General features: G+C 50.0%; 12 protein-coding genes. 6 read left to right on the forward strand and 6 right to left on the reverse strand.

The annotated features are described in order from the left end of the window. Positions 1-337 precede the first annotated feature (337 nt). Positions 338-892, reverse strand: a complete 555-nt coding sequence (gene gmhB, locus EHW58_RS14500; protein ID WP_077607274.1) for a D-glycero-beta-D-manno-heptose 1,7-bisphosphate 7-phosphatase — start codon at positions 890-892, stop codon at positions 338-340. Between the two features lie 121 nt (positions 893-1,013). Between gmhB and tsaA the strand changes: the two genes are divergently transcribed. After that, complete coding sequence (gene tsaA, locus EHW58_RS14505) at positions 1,014-1,739, forward strand: tRNA (N6-threonylcarbamoyladenosine(37)-N6)-methyltransferase TrmO (RefSeq protein ID WP_152797159.1); 726 nt, start codon at positions 1,014-1,016, stop codon at positions 1,737-1,739. Between the two features lie 44 nt (positions 1,740-1,783). After that, entirely contained in the window at positions 1,784-3,499 is a 1,716-nt protein-coding gene (locus EHW58_RS14510) for a proline--tRNA ligase (protein WP_077578853.1), read from the forward strand. Positions 3,500-3,565: 66 nt separating this feature from the next. Here EHW58_RS14510 and EHW58_RS14515 read toward each other — a convergent pair whose 3' ends face one another. Beyond that, on the reverse strand, positions 3,566-4,186 hold the full coding sequence (locus tag EHW58_RS14515; protein ID WP_152797161.1) for a superoxide dismutase: 621 nt from the start codon (positions 4,184-4,186) through the stop codon (positions 3,566-3,568). A gap of 165 nt (positions 4,187-4,351) precedes the next feature. Between EHW58_RS14515 and EHW58_RS14520 the strand changes: the two genes are divergently transcribed. From EHW58_RS14520 to EHW58_RS14535, 4 genes are all read left to right on the forward strand, one after another. Continuing rightward, the gene (locus EHW58_RS14520; RefSeq protein ID WP_077578856.1) at positions 4,352-5,482 is read left to right on the forward strand and encodes a patatin-like phospholipase family protein; all 1,131 of its coding nucleotides are present in this window, start codon (positions 4,352-4,354) and stop codon (positions 5,480-5,482) included. A gap of 120 nt (positions 5,483-5,602) precedes the next feature. Next, positions 5,603-6,457 (forward strand): GGDEF domain-containing protein, encoded by an 855-nt coding sequence (locus EHW58_RS14525; RefSeq protein ID WP_077578858.1) that lies wholly within the window; start codon positions 5,603-5,605, stop codon positions 6,455-6,457. A gap of 62 nt (positions 6,458-6,519) precedes the next feature. Further along, positions 6,520-6,723: a YaeP family protein gene (locus EHW58_RS14530; protein WP_046074194.1), complete on the forward strand. Its 204-nt coding sequence runs from the start codon at positions 6,520-6,522 to the stop codon at positions 6,721-6,723. 1 nt (position 6,724) lies between these two features. After that, a complete protein-coding gene (locus EHW58_RS14535) occupies positions 6,725-6,913 on the forward strand; it encodes a DUF4250 domain-containing protein (RefSeq protein ID WP_046074193.1) in 189 nt (62 codons plus the stop codon). Between the two features lie 69 nt (positions 6,914-6,982). On the opposite strand, the gene EHW58_RS14540 is transcribed toward EHW58_RS14535, so the two are convergent. The 4 genes from EHW58_RS14540 to dnaE form a co-directional block, all read right to left on the reverse strand. Then, entirely contained in the window at positions 6,983-8,332 is a 1,350-nt protein-coding gene (locus EHW58_RS14540; RefSeq protein WP_152797163.1) for a sodium-dependent transporter, read from the reverse strand. A gap of 194 nt (positions 8,333-8,526) precedes the next feature. After that, positions 8,527-9,837 carry a tRNA lysidine(34) synthetase TilS gene (gene tilS / locus EHW58_RS14545; RefSeq protein WP_152797165.1) on the reverse strand — a complete coding sequence of 437 codons (1,311 nt, stop codon included), beginning with the start codon at positions 9,835-9,837 and terminating at the stop codon, positions 8,527-8,529. Between the two features lie 95 nt (positions 9,838-9,932). Continuing rightward, positions 9,933-10,892, reverse strand: a complete 960-nt coding sequence (gene accA / locus EHW58_RS14550; RefSeq protein ID WP_077578861.1) for an acetyl-CoA carboxylase carboxyl transferase subunit alpha — start codon at positions 10,890-10,892, stop codon at positions 9,933-9,935. Between the two features lie 55 nt (positions 10,893-10,947). Beyond that, positions 10,948-14,427 (reverse strand): DNA polymerase III subunit alpha, encoded by a 3,480-nt coding sequence (gene dnaE / locus EHW58_RS14555; protein ID WP_152797167.1) that lies wholly within the window; start codon positions 14,425-14,427, stop codon positions 10,948-10,950. Positions 14,428-14,473: the final 46 nt, after the last annotated feature.

Here is a 14,473-nt window from a genome sequence, read left to right on the forward strand (position 1 = left end):
AAACGAATTGACTGTGCCGAACAACTGTAAAAGTTGTCGTTTGGTCACTCAGTTCATCGAATAAATCTTTTTGTCTATTCTCAACGAGTGCCCACACAGATTGCATAGGTCAAATTGTTAAAGAGCGCCGCTCAATCTTGAGCGGGAGTGGCATTTTACGCCACCTCGGCAATGAGTCAAGCGTTTTGTTTTGCTTGTTTGTTTTGCCGTTGTTAGCGCGGCTTGCCGTGCCAACGAGAAGCGAATTATAGAGGGTAGATTTTTGGATGCAAGCGTTTTTGTTCAAAAAAATCTAACCGAGCAAATAATCGCCAACTCACTCTATAAAGACAGCTTTTTAGCGGCGAGCGAGTAACGTGGGTATATCCGCGATCGAATTAACCACCTCAGTGGCTAATGCGACGCCCTGCTCGGTGATAGGTTTACCAGAGCGAACAAGAAAACGCGTAGTAATGCCCGCAGCCTCTGCCGCTATCATGTCATCCGCTTTATCTCCCACCATGACAGAGTGGACGAGGTCGATATTGAGCTCTTTCGCTGCATCTAGAAGCATTCCAGGCTTGGGCTTGCGACACTCACACTCGATGCGGTATTCCCCGCTTCCTTCGCTGGGATGATGGGGGCAGTAGTATATCCCATCAAAATCGACACCTTTGTCAGCAAAGTTCCAGTCCATCCATTCAGTCAATTGCAAAAAGTCTTGCTCAGTGTAGTAACCTCTCGCGATACCGGCTTGGTTGGTCACGAGGACGAGTAAATAGCCTCTTTCTTTCAGCGCCCTACATGCGTCGAACACGCCCTCAATATATTCAAAGCTATCGATACTAGACACATAACCGTGATCGACATTAACGACACCATCACGATCGATAAAAACGGCTGGAAGACTCACGCGTTGTTCCCCTCGGTAAATAATGTTGGGATTATGTCACGCCCAAGACTGACTTGCATCCATACTCCCCTCTTCTATCACATGCTAAAGTATACCCACTTTGTTTTCGGTTTATTTGGTTATGTGTTCCCAGTTTTCTATCACGCCGATTGGCACACTTCACTCTCCTTTTAAAGAGAAATTTGCGGTACCTCGTCAACCTGGGTTAGCGCCTAACGCACTCGCTTATCTCTACTTACAGGGGGATGCCAATCAGATCGACGCCGTGCGAGGCATTGAACAATACTCCCACCTTTGGTTACTTTTTCTTTTTGATAAGAACCTCGATAGGGGATGGCGCCCAACCGTCCGTCCACCTCGACTGGGGGGGAATGAGAGAATGGGTGTGTTTGCTAGCCGGGCTACATTTCGTCCTAATGGCATTGGTATGTCAGCCGTAGAGCTGGTTGATGTCACTCAAGATAGCGGGCAAGTCATCTTGGTATTACGAGGGTGTGATCTTGTTGACCAAACTCCAATTGTCGATATTAAGCCATATATTCCTTACTCTGACAGTATTGCCGACGCCCAAGGCGGATTTGCTCAAACCAAACCTACTCCGCTCGATGTTCATTTCTCTGACCGCGCCTTATTGGCATTATCTCCATATCCTCAGCAAGCATACTATCAAAGCGTGATTGCTGAAGTCTTAGCGCAAGATCCACGCCCGGCATACAGAAAAGGTCAACCGGATAATCGCCGCTATGCGGTTCACCTGTTCGACTTTAACGTCACGTTTTACGTTCAAAACGAGCAAATCGAAGTGGCTTCCATAGAAGCTTTTGTCGAAACTCCCCCACGCTGTTAATATGCTTGGACTTATTGATCGCCAATATCAACGGATAACTTTACATGCGTACCAGTCAATATCTGCTTTCTACTTTGAAAGAAACCCCTAGCGACGCAGAAATTGTCAGCCATCAGCTGATGCTGCGCGCGGGTATGATTCGAAAACTCGCTTCAGGCCTTTATACTTGGCTCCCCACAGGTGTTCGCGTCCTTCAACATGTTGAGCGTATTGTCCGCGAAGAGATGAACCGTGCCGGTGCCGTCGAAACCATGATGCCTGTCGTGCAACCAGCAGATTTATGGCAAGAAACGGGACGTTGGGAAAAATTTGGCCCTGAGTTACTGCGTATCGCTGACCGCCATCAACGCGATTTTGTCTTGGGTCCTACGCATGAAGAAGTGATTACACACTTGGCGCGTAACGAAATTAATTCTTACAAGCAACTGCCGCTCAACCTGTATCAAATCCAAACCAAATTCCGTGACGAAGTACGCCCACGTTTTGGCGTCATGCGCTCTCGCGAATTTACCATGAAGGATGCCTACAGTTTCGATATTGATAAAGCAGGCATGGAGCAGAGCTACGAAAAGATGCGTGCCGCTTACTGCGCCATCTTTGACCGTATGGGATTAGACTATCGCGCGGTGCTGGCTGATACCGGCGCAATTGGTGGTTCCGCCTCACACGAGTTCCATGTTTTGGCAGACAGTGGTGAAGACCTGATTGCTTTCTCGACTGAGTCTGAATACGCAGCGAATCTCGAAAAAGCTGAAGCGCTCGCGCCCAAAGATCAGGCTGATGCGCCAACCCAAGCGATGGAATTGGTCGATACGCCAAATGCAAAAACCATCGCTGAACTGGTTGAGCAGTTTGATCTTCCCATTGAAAAAACGGTGAAGACGCTTTTCGTCAAAGCGTCTGAACAGGTCGAGTCTGATCTTATCGCGCTAATCATCCGTGGTGATCATGAACTCAACGAAGTGAAAGCAGAAAACCTACCAGAGGTTGCCGCCCCGCTGACTTTCGCCACCGAAGAAGAGATACGTGCACTTGTCGGTGCCGGTCCTGGCTCTTTGGGCCCGGTAAACCTACCCGCACCTTTCATCGTTGATCGCAGTGTTGCAGTGATGAGTGACTTTGGTGCCGGTGCAAATACCGACGACAAACACTACTTCGGAATAAATTGGGAACGCGATGTACAGCTGGGTCAAGTCGCCGACCTGCGCAATGTCATTGAAGGCGATCCTAGCCCTTGTGGTAACGGCACATTGATGTTTAAGCGTGGCATCGAAGTGGGCCATATCTTCCAGCTGGGCAATAATTACTCACAAAAGATGAATGCAGGCGTGCTAGGCCAAGACGGTAAGAACGCCTTGTTAGAAATGGGCTGTTACGGTATTGGTATTACGCGTGTTGTGGCTGCAGCCATTGAGCAAAACCATGACCAAAACGGAATTATATGGCCTGACGCTATCGCGCCTTTCAAGGTGGCCATTGTCCCCATGAACATGCACAAATCTGAACGTGTGCGTGAAGCGGCTGAAAAGCTATACGCCGATCTCTCAGCGGCAGGTATCGATGTACTCTTTGACGACCGTAAAGAGCGTCCAGGTGTAATGTTCTCTGATATTGAGCTTGTCGGCGTGCCTCACACGGTAGTGATTGGTGAACGCAGCATGGACAACGGTGTATTCGAATATAAACACCGTCGAGAGGGCGAAAAAGTGCCTTTTGCTATCGACGATGCACTGACGTTTATTCAATCCAAGCTTAGCTAAGTCGGAACTGACAGTACCATTTTAATGCCCCGCTCTGCGGGGCATTTTATATCAGCTAATGTTGCATCAGCTAATCGTCTCAAGCGCTTTTTGGTATACCTTTTCAGCAAAATCCCAGTTGACTACTTGCCACCAAGCATTGACATAATCTGGCCGCTTATTCTGATAACTAAGATAATAAGCATGCTCCCACACATCGCAACCTAGCAGAGGCTCCCCTTTCACCTCAGCAACATCCATCAATGGATTGTCTTGATTAGGTGTCGATGTAATCGCAAGCTGTCCATCTTCTTTCACCACCAGCCACGCAAAGCCGGAACCAAACTGACCAATGGCCGCCTGACTAAAGGCCTCTTTAAACGCATCAAGTGAGCCGTACGTCGCTACAATGGCATCGTAGAGCGGCCCTTCTGGTGCCCCCTTAGGGTTAGGTGTCATTGATTGCCAGTACACCAAATGATTGTAATAACCACCGCCATTATTACGGATGGCAGCAGGCAGCGTTGAAATCTCAGCAAACAAAGCCTCAAGCGATTCACCATTACGCGCCGTCTCTTCGATCGCCGCAACAAATTTATCGTAATAGGTTTTGTGGTGACGCTGATGATGAATGCGCATCGTCGCCTCATCAATGTGGGGCGCTAGCGCATCGTAGGCATAAGGAAGATCCGGAAAAGGATAAGTCATAGTGTCACTCCATTGATGATTAAGACACCACCAGCCTAGATCGAATTGATAACAATTTTCAACCTCATTATCATTAATGATATTTAGGGTCTGTGATATACCGCCGCGCGTGAGATAAAAGAGCATCTATAATCAAACTGTTAGCGCGGTAATAATGGTAGCCCTATGTCAAAAAACAAACCTAAAATTGCCTTGGTACTCACCGGCGGCGGCGCACGAGCGGCTTATCAAGTGGGTGTCTTATCGGCCATCGCTCACTGGTATCCGCGTGTGCACACGAGTCCATTTACCATTTATTGCGGCACATCCGCCGGTGCTATCAACGCGGTATCTTTGGCAAGCTATGCGTCATGTTTTCGACTAGGCGTCAAAAAATTGTCTTGGCTATGGCATCGGTTGAACACCTCTCGGGTGCTCGCCAGTCAGCCCAGTGCACTTATCGGCCATCTTTTGTCGCAAACCGGGCAACGCTTTCAATCTCACTACCAGCCCACTCAGCCTTTCGGGTTGCTCAATAACCGGCCATTAAGAGAATTACTGAATCAAACGATCAGCTTTAACAAGCTTAACTATCAATTACTGGCTGGTCATTTGAATGGCTTGTCTGTCACGGCCTCAAACTACCAAACGGGGCAATCGGTGAGCTTCTTTCAAGGCGCATCACATATCAAACCATGGGAAAGAGCCCGTGCAGTGGGAAAACGAAGTCAAATTTCCACCGAACACTTACTGGCCTCTTCTGCCATTCCTTTCATTTTTCCCGCCTCCAGGATTGGTCACGAATTTTATGGTGATGGCGCCATTCACCAAATTTCCCCGTTGCGTCCCGCTGTTAAAATGGACGCGGAGCGGATTTTAATTCTGGATCTGACCACAGGGATACGGCGGCCTGAACAAATTAAACACACCGCGCCAGGTTTAGCGATGCTCGGCGGTCATTTAATGAATGCGATCTTTGCCGATACGCTCTCGGCAGACTTAGAGCATTTACAACGGCTTAATCATGTTGCCAGCGCTTTATCTCCCGACCAAAAAGAGCGTCTAGGGCTGCGCCACATTGATGTTCTCCACCTTCGGCCTTCAGAGCCATTTGAACCCATGGCGAACCGCTACTACAGCCATATGCCACTCGCATTGCGCAGCTTGCTTAAACTTTTGGGGATTAATGCCAGTCAAGATGCCACCTTTGCCAGTTATCTATTATTTGAGCCGGCATACCTTCGCCAGTTGATTGACATTGGTTACCGTGATGCACACAATCATCAGTCTGAGATCCTTTCTTTATTGACAGATTAGTTACTTTAAAACAGTATCCTCACTCGCATCCACCCATCGCCATTCGCAAAAATATATAGACTGGCACGATACCTGCTTCATAGATTGAAACCGACGTTGTTACTGAGTAGTTGATCACGCATGAATGCCTCGCACATCAAACAATATACAAACTCTGATCGCGCCCCGCGGATTGTCCCGCTCGGTGCCGATCAACGTTTGTTGTTGTTACAAAAGCTGCAAGGCCACCTTGATATCAAAGTGTTGTTTGAAGTGTATGCGCGTGAACTAGAAAAGCAGATCGATATTGGGCGAATTATTTGGGAGCATGATGATATCTCCAACATCATTCGTCGTGGCGCACAACACACATTTCGTCAGACGTTTTCCATCAAGTTCAATAAGCAGCCATTGGGTGTGTTGCAATACTCTACCCCTTACAAGCTCGACCCAGATGAAATCAGCTTGCTCCATACCTATCACAAGCTGCTCGCCGGCCCGCTGAATAATGCCGTTGAATATACGCGAGTGAAAAACATGGCATTGCTCGATGGCCTCACTGGCCTACATAACCGCACCAGCTTTGAACAAGACCTTCAGCATGCCGTCGCAGTCTGTGAACGGGAAAATATTGGTCTGGTCATGGTGATGTTCGATATGGACAATTTCAAACAAGTCAATGATACCTATGGCCATTTGGATGGTGATAAGGTACTACGTCGTTTTTCATTGCTGGTCAAAGAAGCCGTGCGTGGCAGCGATCGTTGTTATCGACTCGGTGGCGATGAGTTTGCCGTTATCTTGCAACCTGCCAGTAAGAGCTCAGTGAAACACGTGACCTCACGAGTGAAGAGCTTAGTTAGCCAAGATCATTTGTTATCAAGTCACCAGATCAGCGCGTCAGTGGGTTTCTCTGTCTATCGACAAGGTGATAATAACTTGTCGCTCTATGAGCGCGCCGACCAAAGTATGTACCGGCAAAAACGCGCACGTTAGCGCTTTCCTCTCCCCAACGAGATTGGGTATAGTGATCCTCATCATTACTTGAGGAGAACACCATGAAAATAGCAGACTGCTGTGACTTAATTCGCCAACGCTATGCGGAAATTGGCAGTGGCGAACAAGGCTATATACCGGCGGCGATCCATTGCGCATTAAAAGCCCTCAACGATATTGCACAAGACACTGAGATCCAGCAAGCGCGTCGAGAGCAAGCCGCATTTGCCGCAGCCAACTTGTTGATCAGCGATCACGAGGACTAAGATGGATTTAAACAATTACGCCACCATGGACCCTGTCATGCTGATGAGCATCGTCAATATGAAGCTACGTGACGAGTTTGACAGCTTAGAGGATCTGGTTCGTTATTATGATATCGACAAAGCCGTGTTGTGCACGCGGCTCGAAGAAGCAGGCTTTACGTATATCGAAGACGCCAACCAATTTCGCTAAGCCCATACCTACGGAAAAAGCGGACACATGGTCCGCTTTTTGTCTGCGTTGACTTTCCCAGTACGCTTGTTAACCCAACGAAACCCAAAGGACGGTTGCCACTAAGACAGGACAAACGAACTTGACGTAGACAGGCCATATTTTCCAAAACAGGCTCTGCTCAATCTCCTCGTATCCTTCACGCAAGGCTGACAATTTGCGGTCACGCGACCAAATCCACCCACCAAACAAGCAGAATAGCAAGGCAGCAAAAGGCTGGAAGTACTGTGTTGCCACTTTCGCGACAAGTCCAAATAAAGTGCCAAAATGAAACACGATAACGGCACTGAATGCAGCAATCAGTCCACCCAGTACCCAACTGGTGATTTTACGGCTTGAGCCTAACCGTTCACTGGCGAGCGCGACCGGGCACTCGAGCATCGAGATAGAAGAAGTCAGCGCCGCAATGGTCATCAACAAGAAAAAGACCAAAGAGACATAAGGCCCTGCAGCGCCCAAGCTTTCAAACAACAAAGGTAACACGGTAAATACCAGTGTATCGGCACTCAGCAAGCTGCCATCTTGAGCATAGATTTCGACGCCCTGATTCATCGCCACGAACATCGCGGGCAGAACCACCAGACCGGCAATGACTGCCACCGCGGTATCTACCAGCGTGACACTCAATGCCATCTTAGGTAGGTTTTCTTTCTGACTCAGGTAAGAGCCGTAGATCAGCATCGAACATCCACCAATGGTCAACGAGAAGAAGCCTTGCCCCATCGCTGCCAAGAGCAGATCTCTGTCCATGATCTTGGAGAAGTCAGGAATAAGGTAGTGCTTTAAACCCTCTGTTGCCCCAGGTAACGTCATGATGTAGACGAACATCGCGGCAAACAACACGAATAACGCTGGCATCAAACGGGTTGACCAACGCTCAATACCTTGTTTCACACCTGCTTGCACAATAAAGATAGTCAACACATAAAAGAGGATGGCGCCAAACAAGTTACGTGAAGCCGAGAAGCCTTTTAACCATGCTGCCACGTCGGTAAAGTGCAAGATCTCTGCAACCGCCGCGAGGAGGAATGACACTAACCAGCCTCCAACAATGCTATAGAACGCCAGCACCATACAAGGAACGGCCAGTCCCACTAAACCCACACCGCTTCCTAAGCGCTTCATCAAAGGATTATCACTCAGTGCACGCATGCTATCCAGTGGATTCGCACGCCCATGACGGCCAATCGCCATTTCCACCACCAGCATGGGAAATGCAACCAGCAAAATCATCAACAAGTAGACGAGTAAAAAGGCGCCTCCGCCATTACTGGCCGCTTGAGTGGGAAATCCCCAAATATTACCCAGTCCAACTGCAGCACCTGCTGCAGCAAGAACAAAGCCAATCCTAGTACCGAATAATTCGCGACTTGATGCCATTACTGCTTACCTTATGTATCATTAGACTAGTACATTAAGTAATTCGTCACGATTAAGCAAGACAAGATAGCCTAACTGCTCAATTAATCATCACCAGTTCAGTGTTCTGATCTCATCCAGCTCGCCCGACGTTTGCTCTGGCACCTTGTGAGCGAGCGATATTCAGTGAGCAAATCGCGCAGGTGACAAGGAGACTAAGACTCATGCTGCCAAACAAGCCGCCATTGTTTACCGCTCGCGGTCTGGCTAACATACCTATCGGCAATGGCCACCACTGTCTCGCCATCGCAAATAATCGGTTGGCGTCGGCGCAACCAGCTGGGGATCCCCGCTTCTTGGTAAAGTTTTTTCAGCTTTCGACGCCCTTGTCGGCCAGCAGGATGAATCGATAAGCCACGAGGGTTAAAGTGTACATGCAGTGCCCGCGACGCGAGATCTCCCAGCGCGAGTCCTTTCGCTGTCGACGAATAAGGCAGTAAGTATAAGGTACCCAGTCCATCTGGCAGCACTAACGGCGATTCTGACGTCAATGTGCCCTGCCATTGAGATAAATCTGCATCAGGCATCACGATATAAAGCTGTTGCTGGAAGCGGCGAATGCTCACCGTTCCCACGCTCAAGCTTGGGTTGGCATCCGGTTTAGCGTTGATGACATCAAAGAGCAATGCCTGTAACTGTGCTTGCGTTAAGGTAATACTGTGACGCTTTAGCCAATGGCGCAGCATGGCCTGCGTGAGTGCTAAATCGTCTTGTGGTAATGCGGTAATAGGCAGGCTACCTGCTTCTGTCTCCGCCTGTGTCACCATAGGCTCAATCAAACGTGCCAATAACGAAGCTTGTTCGGCACACAGAAGTTGGGTCCGTTGTACCGCTTTACGAAACCCTGGCCAGCGCGTATCCGCTTGCGGTAACCAGTGCTGACGCAAAAAATTGCGATCAAATCGCGTGTCTTGGTTGCTCGGATCGTCTACCCAATCGAGTTGATGTTGGCGCGCATACGCCTCGAGGCTCGCCCGTGATTGCGTCAAAAAAGGACGCACCAGATAGCCTTGCCCCAAAGCTCGCACCGCTGGCATTCCTGCTAATCCTTCCAAACCACTGCCGCGTTTTAGCGCGAGGAAAAAGGTTTCAACCTGATCATCGCTATGCTGAGCGGTTAACACCAGTCCATTGGGCTCAATCAGGTGCGCGATTGCCTGATACCTTGCTTGTCTTGCCGCATGTTCCACACTGAGCGACGTATCCAATCTTACCCTTTCCACGCAACAGCGAAATCCGGCGTTGTCCGCCCACATTTGGCACTGTTCCGCCCATCTATCTGCGTCGGGATGCAAACCGTGATGAACATGAACCACAAGGTAATCATGTTGGGGGTGCTGGTCGCGATACTGCGTCAATAATTCAAGCAACACGCGAGAGTCTAACCCGCCACTGAGCGCTAGCACCACCTGTCGCGGTGCCGATGTCAGCGGGGCTAATGTGTCACTCAGTTGATGGTAAAGCATAGCCATTCATCATTGATATAATGTGTCATTGTTACTGCCCTTTACGTAAAAGAAAAGGGCCCGCAGGCCCTTTATCGCAGTTCATTCCATCACGATTAGCAGTAACCGTAATTGAGCAAGCGCTGATAGCGGCGATCCCGCAAGCTTTCGATATCAAGACTGTCTAAATCGCTTAGCTGGGTAAGCAGTGTTTGCTTAATGCTCTCAGCCATCGCGTTAATGTCGCGGTGTGCGCCCCCCAGTGGCTCAGTGATCACACTGTCAATCAAGCCAAGCTCTTTGAGGCGTGGGGCGGTTATCCCCATCGCATCAGCCGCTTGCGGCGCTTTTGCAGCATCACGCCACAAAATAGATGCACAACCCTCGGGGGAGATCACCGAGTAGGTGGAGTACTGCAGCATATTGACATAGTCACCCACGCCAATCGCCAACGCGCCACCTGAACCACCTTCACCGACCACATTACAAATTACCGGCACGGTTAGGCCCGCCATTTCTTTGAGGTTACGTGCAATCGCCTCTGATTGGCCTCGCTCCTCGGCACCGACACCTGGGTAAGCGCCTGCGGTATCGATAAAGGTAATCACCGGCATATTAAAACGCTCGGCCATTTTCATCAGACGCAGCGCTTTTCGATAGCCCTCAGGCTTGGGCATACCAAAGTTACGCTTAACCTTTTCATTGGTGTCTCGTCCTTTTTGATGACCAATCACCATCACTGGACGCCCTTCTAATCGCGCCATTCCTCCCACCAATGCTTTATCGTCAGCATAGGCGCGGTCGCCAGCCAATTCATCAAATTCATGGAAAATGCGATCCAGATAGTCGTAGGTATAAGGACGTTGAGGATGACGCGCCAGTTGTGCCACCTGCCATGCGCCTAAATCACCAAAAATCTTTCGCGTCAGCTCAAGGCTTTTTGTTTCCAGTTGCTCAATTTCTTTATCTAAGTTAACCGCGTCTTCTCCACCCCGCTTAGAGACAGCGCGAAGGGCCTCAATTTTGGCTTCTAGTTCTGCGATAGGTTGTTCAAACTCTAAAAAATTAAGACTCATACCAAGAGAATCCTATTGGTCACCGCCAGTGTACGCGTTACGTCACCAGCCTGGCTTAGTTAAACTCTAATTCGACCTGCTCGTTACCGAGCAAGCCTTTCAAGGTGTCGATTAATTCATCGGTTGGCGTTACGCGCCACTCTGCGCCTAAGCGTAACCGCGCGCGCGCATCGTCGCGCTGATAGTAAAGATTCACAGGAACGGTACCGGATCGGTAGGGTGCCAGTGCATCATGAAACCGTTCAAAAAAGGGCGCATCGACCTGCTCAGATGTCATCGATATCCCTAAACAACGCGCATATTTTTCCCGCGCCTGACTAATGTCCATCACTTCACGGGCGGTCATTTTAAGCCCCCCGTTGAAGTCATCAAAGCTGACCTGTCCTGAGACCACTAAAATTCGATCTTTCTCCACTAAATCGAGATATTTGTCGAGCACATCAGAGAAAAGCATCACTTCCATACGCCCTGAGCGATCGTCTAGTGTGAGGATCCCTAATCGAGACCCTCGTTTAGTGGTCATCACCCGAGCTGCGATCACTAATCCTGCCACCGTCGACACCACATCGCGTTTCGTTGCATGAGCATCCTCGAGCCGCCACGTGATATAGTTTTTTAGCTCTTTGCGGTAACTGTTGATCGGATGACCGGTCAGATACAAGCCCAGTGTTTCCCGCTCCCCTTCTAACCATACTTTATCTGGCCACGGGTTGGCATGCGCATAGGCATGCTCGACTTCTTCGGGGGCATCGGTCAACACCCCAAACATATCGGTTTGCCCGTAGGCTTCCGCTTGGTGATGTTGGCTCGCAGCACGAATAGCTTCATCGACCGAGGCCATCATCGCCGCACGATGAGGGCCGAGTTTGTCCATGGCACCAGCGCGGATCAGGCGCTCTATCACGCGCTTATTGACTTTTTTGGTATCAATGCGGGCGCAAAAATCAAACAAGTCGCGGAAATAACCGTCTTGCTCTCGCGCGGCGACAATGGTGTCGATAGGGCCTTCACCGACCCCTTTTATCGCCCCAATACCGTAAACAATTTCCCCTTGCTCATTGACGGTGAAATGGTGCAGTCCCGCATTCACATCCGGCGGTAACACCGTCAACTTCATTCGCCGACACTCCTCGACCAAGCCAACCACTTTATCGGTGTTATCCATATCCGCGGTCATTACCGCCGCCATGAACTCCGCCGGGTAGTGAGCTTTCAACCACAAGGTTTGGTAAGAGACCAGCGCGTATGCGGCTGAGTGCGACTTGTTAAAGCCATAGCCGGCGAACTTTTCTACCAAGTCAAAGATCCGCATTGCCAGCTCGCCATCAATGCCGTTGGCAATCGCCCCTTTTTCAAAGATGTCTCGCTGCTTGGCCATTTCTTCTGGCTTTTTCTTACCCATTGCCCGGCGCAACAAGTCCGCCCCACCCAAGGTGTAGCCTGCGAGTGTCTGAGCAATCTGCATCACCTGCTCTTGATAGAGAATGATGCCATAGGTCGGCTCAAGCGTTTCTTTCAACGAGTCGTGTTGCCATTTTTCATCCGGGTAAGACACGACTTCACGGCCATGCTTACGGTCGATAAAGTTATCCACCATCCCAGATTGCAATGGCCCAGGCCGGAACAAAGCCACCAAAGCGATCATATCTTCAAAGCAATCCGGCTGAAGGCGCTTAATCAGCTCCTTCATGCCCCGCGATTCAAGCTGGAATACCGCAGTCGTCTCTGCCTTACGCAGCATCTCGAATGACGCTTGGTCCGCCATGGGAATCGCGGCGATATCAATAGGATCTTTCCCTTGACGCTGTAAGCGCGGATTTATCATCCCCAGCGCCCAGTCGATGATGGTCAGCGTCCGCAGACCCAAGAAGTCAAACTTCACGAGACCGGCGGTTTCAACGTCGTTTTTATCAAACTGCGTGACCGGATGATGCCCTTCACTGTCGCAATAAAGGGGGGCGAAATCGGTGATCGTGGTGGGTGATATCACCACCCCGCCCGCGTGCTTACCCGCATTTCGGGTTACCCCTTCAAGCATCCGCGCCATGTCAATCAGCGCTTTGACTTCCTCATCGTTGTTATAAACCTCGACCAGCTGAGGTTCGGCGTCGAAGGCTTTCTCGAGGGTCATGCCTGGGTCTGGTGGCACCAGCTTGGAAATCCTGTCCACAAAACCATAAGGGTGCCCTAACACACGGCCCACATCGCGGATCACGGCTTTCGCAGCCATGGTACCGAAAGTAATGATCTGAGATACCGCATCACGGCCGTACATTTCAGCGACGTGATCGATCACTAGATCACGCTTATCCATGCAAAAGTCGACATCGAAGTCGGGCATGGAAACCCGTTCGGGATTCAAAAAGCGCTCGAAGAGAAGATCAAACTGGAGTGGATCGAGGTCGGTAATTTTTAGCGCATAAGCCACCAAAGAGCCGGCTCCTGAGCCTCGCCCTGGGCCCACAGGGATATCATTGTCTTTTGACCATTGGATAAACTCCATGACGATCAAAAAGTAGCCGGGAAACCCCATTTGGTTGATGACCCCAAGCTCGCGCTCTAGTCGTGCATCATAGTCGGGGCGTCGGCGCGCTCTTTCCACTTCATCAGGAAAGAGAAAGGCAAGACGCTCTTCCAAGCCTTCTTGTGAGCGCTTGACCAAGTATTGATCAATTTCCATTCCCTCAGTCGGGAAGTTAGGCAAAAAGTACTCATTCAGCCGCACCGGGACGTTACATCGCTTGGCGATTTCTACGCTATTGGTCAGTGCCTCGGGAATATCCGCGAAGAGCTCACACATCTCTTGCTCGGTACGCAAATACTGTTCGGCGCTGTATTTCTTGGGGCGACGAGGATCATCGAGCGTGAAACCATCATGAATCGCAACTCGGATCTCATGCGCATCAAACTCCTCAGATGAAATGAAGCAGACTTCATTGGTCGCCACCACAGGCAAGTCATGCTCGGTCGCGAAATCAACTGCAAAATGTAGATAGACTTCTTCATCCTGGCGCCCAGTGCGCACCAGCTCCATGTAATACGCATCCGGGAAATAGGTCTGGTAAAAGTGAGCACACTCTTTTGCCAGCGCTTGATTGCCTTTAAGCAAGGCTTTACCCAAGTCACCACGGCAGCCACCAGACAACACAATCAATCCTTGTGCATGCTCAACCAACCACTGCTGATCGATCACTGGGCGGTGCTGAATATGGCCTCGGAGGTAGGCCTTGGAGATCAGCAAGGTCAAGTTCTTGTAGCCGGCTTTATCGGTCGCCAACAAGGTAAGCTGGCAAAGATCCTCGCCAAAGGCGTCAGACTGGACCAGAAAGTCAGCGCCGATAATCGGCTTAACACCAACGTTATTGGCCGTGTTGTAGAATTTGACCAACCCACAAAGGTTACTGAAATCGGTCAGCGCCATGGCGGGCATGCCCATTTCCGCCACTTTTTTTACCAGTGGCGGCACTTTGGACAACCCATCTACCATGGAAAAGTCACTGTGGATGCGTAAATGGACAAAACGTGGCTCAGACATACGGCTCGTTACTTAACGGTAATAGGGCTGGAATTCACCACACGCA

The organism is Salinivibrio sp. VYel1, from assembly GCF_009377945.1.
Taxonomy (GTDB): Bacteria; Pseudomonadota; Gammaproteobacteria; order Enterobacterales; family Vibrionaceae; genus Salinivibrio; species Salinivibrio siamensis.

Bases quoted from the DNA above. Each gene is read 5' to 3' on its own strand.
- tsaA (WP_152797159.1), top strand. From the start codon at position 1,014: ATGTGTTCCCAGTTTTCTATCACGCCGATTGGCACACTTCACTCTCCT.
- EHW58_RS14510 (WP_077578853.1), top strand. From the start codon at position 1,784: ATGCGTACCAGTCAATATCTGCTTTCTACTTTGAAAGAAACCCCTAGC.
- EHW58_RS14515 (WP_152797161.1), bottom strand. From the start codon at position 4,186: ATGACTTATCCTTTTCCGGATCTTCCTTATGCCTACGATGCGCTAGCG.
- EHW58_RS14520 (WP_077578856.1), top strand. From the start codon at position 4,352: ATGTCAAAAAACAAACCTAAAATTGCCTTGGTACTCACCGGCGGCGGC.
- EHW58_RS14525 (WP_077578858.1), top strand. From the start codon at position 5,603: ATGAATGCCTCGCACATCAAACAATATACAAACTCTGATCGCGCCCCG.
- EHW58_RS14530 (WP_046074194.1), top strand. From the start codon at position 6,520: ATGAAAATAGCAGACTGCTGTGACTTAATTCGCCAACGCTATGCGGAA.
- EHW58_RS14535 (WP_046074193.1), top strand. From the start codon at position 6,725: ATGGATTTAAACAATTACGCCACCATGGACCCTGTCATGCTGATGAGC.
- EHW58_RS14540 (WP_152797163.1), bottom strand. From the start codon at position 8,332: ATGGCATCAAGTCGCGAATTATTCGGTACTAGGATTGGCTTTGTTCTT.
- tilS (WP_152797165.1), bottom strand. From the start codon at position 9,837: ATGCTTTACCATCAACTGAGTGACACATTAGCCCCGCTGACATCGGCA.
- accA (WP_077578861.1), bottom strand. From the start codon at position 10,892: ATGAGTCTTAATTTTTTAGAGTTTGAACAACCTATCGCAGAACTAGAA.
- dnaE (WP_152797167.1), bottom strand. From the start codon at position 14,427: ATGTCTGAGCCACGTTTTGTCCATTTACGCATCCACAGTGACTTTTCC.